This is a genomic window from Allostella sp. (genome assembly GCF_041913585.1).
Lineage (GTDB): Bacteria > Pseudomonadota > Alphaproteobacteria > ATCC43930 > Allostellaceae > Allostella.
Window position 1 is genome coordinate 38330 of record NZ_JAYSFE010000024.1, and the last position, 6241, is coordinate 44570.

Genomic DNA, 6241 nt, shown 5'->3' on the forward strand with positions numbered 1-6241 from the left:
CGCAAGGCCGATGTGTATGATGCGCCGCCTCATCCGGGGACGGGAGGCGGCATGGACATCCGCGATGCACTCACATTCGACGATGTTCTCCTCGTCCCAGCCGCGTCGTCCGTCCTTCCCGGCCAGGCCGACACCCGCACCCGCCTGACCCGCAGCATCGAGCTCGGCATTCCGCTGGTGTCCGCCGCGATGGACACGGTCACCGAGTCGGGCATGGCCATCATCATGGCGCAGGCCGGCGGCATCGGCGTCATCCACAAGAATCTCGGCATCGAGGCGCAGGCGGACGAGGTCCGCAAGGTCAAGAAGTTCGAGGCCGGCATGGTGGTCAACCCGGTGACCATCGGCCCGGACGAGACGCTGGCCGACGCGCTGCGGCTGATGGCCGACCACAAGATCTCGGGCTTCCCGGTGGTCGAGCCGGGCAGCAAGCGGCTGGTCGGCATCCTGACCAACCGCGACGTGCGGTTCGCCAGCAACCCCGGCCAGCGCGTCTCGGAACTGATGACCAAGGACCGGCTCGTCACCGTCACCGAGGGCGTGACCCGCGAGGAGGCGCGCCGCCTCCTCCACGTCAACCGGCTGGAGAAGCTGCTGGTCGTCGACGGCGAGAACCGCTGCATCGGCCTCATCACCGTCAAGGACATGGACAAGGCGGCCAAGCACCCGAACGCGTCCAAGGACGAGAAGGGCCGCCTGCGCGTCGCCGCCGCCACCGGCACCGGCGAGGACGGGGTGGCGCGGGCCGAGGCGCTGTTCGACGCCGGCGTCGACGCGCTCGTCGTCGACACCGCCCACGGCCATTCCGAGGGCGTCATCCGGGCGGTCGAGCGCATCCGCAAGCTCTCGAACTACACCCAGCTCATCGCCGGCAACATCGCGACGGCCGAAGGCGCCAAGGCGCTGCTCGACGCCGGCGCCGACGCGGTCAAGGTCGGCATCGGCCCGGGCTCGATCTGCACGACGCGGATGGTCGCCGGGGTCGGCGTGCCGCAGCTGACCGCGATCCTGGACGCCGTCGAGGTCTGCCGGAAGGAGAACATCCCGGTCATCGCCGACGGCGGCATCAAGTATTCGGGCGACTTCGCCAAGGCGATCGCGGCGGGGGCCGAGTGCGCCATGGTCGGCGCGCTGCTGGCCGGCACCGACGAGGCGCCGGGCGAGGTCTTCCTCTACCAGGGCCGCTCCTACAAGTCCTACCGCGGCATGGGCTCGATCGGGGCGATGGCGCGCGGTTCGGCCGACCGCTACTTCCAGCAGGAGGTGCAGCAGACCCTGAAGCTGGTGCCCGAGGGCGTGGAAGGGCAGGTGCCCTACAAGGGCCCGGCCGGCAACGTGCTGCACCAGCTGGTCGGCGGCCTCAAGGCGGCGATGGGCTATACCGGCAGCCGCTCGATCCCCGACATGCACCGCAACTGCCGCTTCCTCCGGATTTCCAACGCCGGCCTGCGCGAGAGCCACGTCCACGACGTCACCATCACCCGCGAGGCGCCGAACTACCGGCCGATGTAGAACGGAGCAGGATTGACCCCAGCCGCCCGCATCGCCGCCGCGATCGAACTCGTCGACCGCATCGAAGGGTCTCGCACCCCGACCGACGCCCTGCTTGCCGAGCATTTCCGCAGCCGCCGCTTCATCGGCGCCAAGGACCGCGCGGCCATCGCCGAGACCGTCTACGCCTATCTCCGCCGCCGCGGCCAGATCGACTGGTGGATCGCGCGGCGCGGCTGGGGCCGCGTCGGCGGGACGACGCGGGCGCGGATGCTGGGGCTGCTGCTCCTCGACCGCGGTGCCGATGCGAAGGAGGTGGCGCACCTCTTCGACGGCGGCGCCTATCACCCGCGGCGGCTCGATCCCGACGAGCAGGGGATCGCCACGGCCCTGGCGGGCCAGCCGGTCGACCATCCCGACCAGCCGCCCTGGGTCGCCGGCAACTATCCCGAATGGCTGCACCCGCGGCTGGCCGAGGCCTTCGGCGACCGCGTCGGCCGGGAGATGGCGGCGCTCGACCGGCCGGCGCCGCTCGATCTCCGCGTCAACCTGCTGGCCGGCACCCGCGACGAGGCGGTGGCGGCGCTGGCGCGCGACGGCATCCGGGCCGAGCCGACGAAGCTGTCGCCGCAGGGCCTCCGGCTCGACAAGCGGGTGGCGCTGCAGACCGTGGGCGCCTGGAAGAGCGGCCTGGTCGAGGTCCAGGACGAGGGCTCGCAGCTGGTGGCGATCCTGCTCGGCGCCGCGGCCGGGATGCGGGTCGTCGATTTCTGCGCCGGCGCCGGCGGCAAGACGCTGGCGATCGCCGCCGGCATGGCCAACAAGGGCCAGATCGTCGCCTGCGACACCTCGGCCCGGCGGCTCGAGGGGGCGACGCAGCGCCTGCGCCGGGCGGGCGTCCACAATGTCGAGCGCCGGGTGCTGGAAAGCGAACGCGACAAGTGGGTGAAGCGCCATGCCGCCGGCTTCGACCGGGTGCTGGCGGACGCCCCCTGCACCGGCACCGGCACCTGGCGGCGCAATCCCGACGGGCGCTGGCGCCTGACCGAGACCGACATCGTCGAGCTCACCGACCTCCAGGCCCGCATCCTGGAGAGCTGCTGCCGGCTGGTGAAGCCGGGCGGCCGGCTCGCCTATGCCACCTGCTCGATCCTCCCGGACGAGAACGAGCGCCAGGTCGAGCGCTTCCTCGCCGGCCATCCCGAGTTCCAGGTCGTGCCGGCGGCGGACGCCTGGCCGGCGGGCCTGCCGTGCCCGGCCGGGGACGGGCCGTTCCTCCGCCTGACGCCGGCCTGCCACGGCACCGACGGGTTCTTCGCCGCACTTCTGGAGCGGCGGGCGTGACGGTGGCGATCCGGCCGGCCGAGGGCGACGACGCGGCGGCGATCGCGCGTGTCCAGGTCGCGACCTGGCGGACCGCCTATGCCGGGATCTTCCCCGACGCCTATCTCGACCATCTGAACGACATCCGCATCGCCGCCGGCTGGACGGCGTCGATCGAGCGGCCGGGCCATGTGACGCTGGTCGCCGAGGACGGGTCGCTGCCGCGCGAGCCGGTGGTGGGATTCGCCCATGCCGGCCCGGGCGAGGCGGCGGGCGAGGCCGAGATCTTCACCCTCTACGTGCTGGCGACGCACCAGCGGCGGGGCCTGGGGCGGCGGCTGCTCGCGGCCATGGCCCGGCGTCTCGCGCCCGTGCATGCCCGCCTCGTCATCCGCGTGCTGGTCGAGAACGGGCCGGCGCGCGCCTTCTACGAACGCCTGGGCGGCAGCGCCGGCGACATCCGCCGGCTGCATGTCGGCGGGCGCCCGGTGGACGAGATCGCCTATCACTGGCCGGACCTGCCCCGACTGTCCGCCACCCTAGCCGGAGCTGCGCCATGACCGACCGCGTGCTGATCCTCGATTTCGGCTCCCAGGTGACCCAGCTCATCGCCCGCCGGGTGCGCGAGAGCGGCGTCTATTGCGAGATCCATCCCTTCTCGATGCCGTTCGCGCGCATCCGCGAGATGGCGCCGAAGGCGATCATCCTGTCGGGCGGCCCGGCCTCGGTGCTGGAGGCGGCGACGCCGCGGGCGCCGCAGGAGATCTTCGGCATGGGCGTGCCGATCCTCGGCATCTGCTACGGCCAGCAGACGATGTGCGCCCAGCTCGGCGGCGAGGTCGAGGCCTCCGACCATCGCGAGTTCGGCCGCGCCTTCGTCGACGTCAAGGACGACTGCACGCTCTTCACCGACACCTGGGTCAAGGGGGCCCGCGAGCAGGTGTGGATGAGCCACGGCGACCGCGTCATCCGCCTGCCGCCCGGGTTCCGGGCGGTCGCGACCAGCGAGGGGGCGCCCTTTGCCGTCATCGCCGACGACGCGCGCCGCTTCTACGGCACCATGTTCCATCCCGAGGTGGTGCATACCCCGCACGGCGCCCAGCTTCTCCGCAACTTCACCCACGGCGTCGCCGGCTGCACCGGGGACTGGACGATGGCGGCCTTCCGCGCCCAGGCGGTCGAGCGCATCCGCGCCCAGGTCGGCAGCGAGCGGGTGATCTGCGGGCTTTCGGGCGGCGTCGACAGCGCGGTGGCGGCGCTCCTCATCCACGAGGCGATCGGCGACCAGCTCACCTGCATCTTCGTCGACACCGGCCTCCTGCGCTGGGGCGAGGCGGACGAAGTGGTCGAGCTCTTCCGCGGCCACTACAACATCCCGCTCGTCCATGCCGATGCGGGCGCGCTCTTCCTCGGCCGGCTCGCCGGGGTGACCGACCCCGAGGTCAAGCGCAAGACCATCGGCGGCCTCTTCATCGACGTCTTCGAGGCGGAGGCGAAGAAGATCGGCGGCGCCGACTTCCTCGCCCAGGGCACCCTCTATCCCGACGTCATCGAGAGCGTCTCCTTCACCGGCGGCCCGTCGGTCACGATCAAGTCGCACCACAATGTCGGCGGCCTGCCGGCGCGCATGAAGATGAAGCTGGTCGAGCCCTTGCGCGAGCTCTTCAAGGACGAGGTGCGCGCACTCGGCCGCGAGCTCGGCATGCCCGACAGCATGGTCGGCCGCCACCCGTTCCCCGGCCCCGGCCTCGCCATCCGCTGCCCCGGCGAGGTGACGCCCGAGAAGCTCGACCTGCTGCGCCGCGCCGACCGCATCTATCTGGAGGAAATCCGCGCCGCCGGCCTCTACGACGCCATCTGGCAGGCCTTCGCGGTGATCCTGCCCGTCCGCACCGTCGGCGTCATGGGCGACGGCCGCACCTACGATTACGCGCTGGCGCTCCGCGCCGTCACCTCGACCGACGGCATGACGGCCGACTCCTACCCCTTCAGCCACGAGTTCCTGTCGCGCGTCGCGACCCGCATCATCAACGAGGTGCGGGGCATCAACCGGGTCGCCTACGACGTGACCTCGAAGCCGCCGGGGACGATCGAGTGGGAGTGAGGGGGCAGCCGCCTCTTCAGAATTTCGTTCTAATCCAATGATTTCCTCAACGACCGTGCTCGGTTAGTAGTCGCTGAGCCGCTGGCGGACTTCGGCTCTCGTCAAACCAACTACAACCGCTAGCGGAGCGGCACTGTTAGCAGATTACCATCTCTGTACAGAAGGATCTAACTATTCCCTGGCCGGAACTCAGGGGAGCACGTCATATTCGCTAAGTCATGCTTCGTGTTTCATGAAATGTATAAACCCGGATTCAAGGTCATTGAGAAGGCCGTCCACACCGGATCGTCCTTGAGAATCCGCCTTCAGGGCGGATTTTTCAATATGATGCTGCGGTGCCTATGGCTCGTTTTTTCCTTCCGTGGAAGGTTGGCAATCTCGAAGGCTAAGTCGCCCAAAGCGGCGTCCGCAATCGAGCATTGCCAGAGAACGCGCACCTGCCACCCAAGAGCTTCCAGGGCCTCCCGATCCCGCAGGTCGCGTTGCCTGTTGCCCTCGATCTTCGCCTGCCAGAACTCCGATCGCGTCGCTGGGATGGTGGCCCTCTTGCATCCCTCATGGCCGTGCCAGAAGCAGCCGTGCACGAATACGGCGACCCTGCGGGACGGGAAGCTCAGGTCCGGCCTGCCCGCCAGCTTCTTGTCGTGGAGGACGTACCGGAGGCCGGCAGCATGCAAGTAGGAGCGGACCCGCATCTCCGGCTTGGTGTCCTTGCCCCGCACTCGGGACATGACCTCGCTTCTCTTCTGGCGGTCGAAGATGTCCATGCCCGGCCGCCGCTAGCGTGCCCCGCTCGCCTCCAGCGAGTTGACCAGGTAGGTGGCGAAATACCGGGCGAGGCGGGGTGGAACCGCGTTTCCGATCATGCGGGCGACGGGCTCGATCTGTTCGGTCGGATAGAACACGTAGTCGTCGGGGAACGACTGGAGGATGGCGGCCTCGCGCAGCGAGATGCCGCGCACTTGGTCGGGGTTGTAGTGCCCGAACCTACCGTTGGAGATGGAATGGCACTTCGTCGTGATGGTCGGGGAAGGCCGTTCGGGGTGCATCCGCGTGTACACATCCGAGAAGCAGCGGTCGTTCAGGCGAGCGTTGACCTTGCGGTGGCAGTCGAGGCTCAGGTCGCCGAACTCCGTGTTCGCCATGTAGGCGTTGGACTCGCCCGGCGAGGCGGACGCGAGGCGCCTGAGGTTCAGCTCGCTCAGCGCACGCGCTCTGTGGTTGGGAATGTCCGGGTGGGTCTCGCCAGCGGAAATCGGGGGGAGGTGGCCGATCGCGTCGGCCACGGTCGTCACCATCGAATTCGGGTCCGCGTCCGGTACC

The 6241-nt window shown here is 69.8% G+C and carries 6 protein-coding genes; 4 read left to right on the plus strand and 2 right to left on the minus strand.

Features of this window, described 5'->3' with window-relative positions; translation table 11 throughout:
* Nucleotides 1-51 precede the first annotated feature (51 nt).
* The 4 genes from guaB to guaA are packed head-to-tail and all read left to right on the plus strand — an operon-like array spanning nucleotide 52 to nucleotide 4918.
* Nucleotides 52-1512, plus strand: coding sequence for an IMP dehydrogenase (guaB, locus tag ACE3Q3_RS06930; RefSeq protein WP_374443879.1), 1461 nt, complete (start codon nucleotides 52-54; stop codon nucleotides 1510-1512).
* A 12-nt stretch (nucleotides 1513-1524) separates the two neighbouring features.
* Complete coding sequence (locus ACE3Q3_RS06935) at nucleotides 1525-2835, plus strand: RsmB/NOP family class I SAM-dependent RNA methyltransferase (protein WP_374443881.1); 1311 nt, start codon at nucleotides 1525-1527, stop codon at nucleotides 2833-2835.
* Nucleotides 2832-3374 carry an N-acetyltransferase family protein gene (locus ACE3Q3_RS06940; protein WP_374443884.1) on the plus strand — a complete coding sequence of 181 codons (543 nt, stop codon included), beginning with the start codon at nucleotides 2832-2834 and terminating at the stop codon, nucleotides 3372-3374. The genes ACE3Q3_RS06935 and ACE3Q3_RS06940 overlap by 4 nt, the downstream gene beginning before the upstream one ends.
* A complete protein-coding gene (gene guaA / locus ACE3Q3_RS06945; protein ID WP_374443887.1) occupies nucleotides 3371-4918 on the plus strand; it encodes a glutamine-hydrolyzing GMP synthase in 1548 nt (515 codons plus the stop codon). The genes ACE3Q3_RS06940 and guaA overlap by 4 nt, the downstream gene beginning before the upstream one ends.
* Before the next feature lie 305 nt (nucleotides 4919-5223).
* On the opposite strand, the gene ACE3Q3_RS06950 is transcribed toward guaA, so the two are convergent.
* Together ACE3Q3_RS06950 and ACE3Q3_RS06955 are read right to left on the minus strand one after the other, a co-directional pair.
* On the minus strand, nucleotides 5224-5685 hold the full coding sequence (locus ACE3Q3_RS06950) for a very short patch repair endonuclease (protein WP_374443889.1): 462 nt from the start codon (nucleotides 5683-5685) through the stop codon (nucleotides 5224-5226).
* Nucleotides 5686-5697: 12 nt separating this feature from the next.
* On the minus strand, nucleotides 5698-6241 hold a 544-nt coding region (locus ACE3Q3_RS06955; RefSeq protein ID WP_374443891.1), incomplete at its 5' end, for a DNA cytosine methyltransferase.

Bases quoted from the DNA above. Each gene is read 5' to 3' on its own strand.
- guaB (WP_374443879.1), top strand. From the start codon at position 52: ATGGACATCCGCGATGCACTCACATTCGACGATGTTCTCCTCGTCCCA.
- guaA (WP_374443887.1), top strand. From the start codon at position 3,371: ATGACCGACCGCGTGCTGATCCTCGATTTCGGCTCCCAGGTGACCCAG.
- ACE3Q3_RS06950 (WP_374443889.1), bottom strand. From the start codon at position 5,685: ATGGACATCTTCGACCGCCAGAAGAGAAGCGAGGTCATGTCCCGAGTG.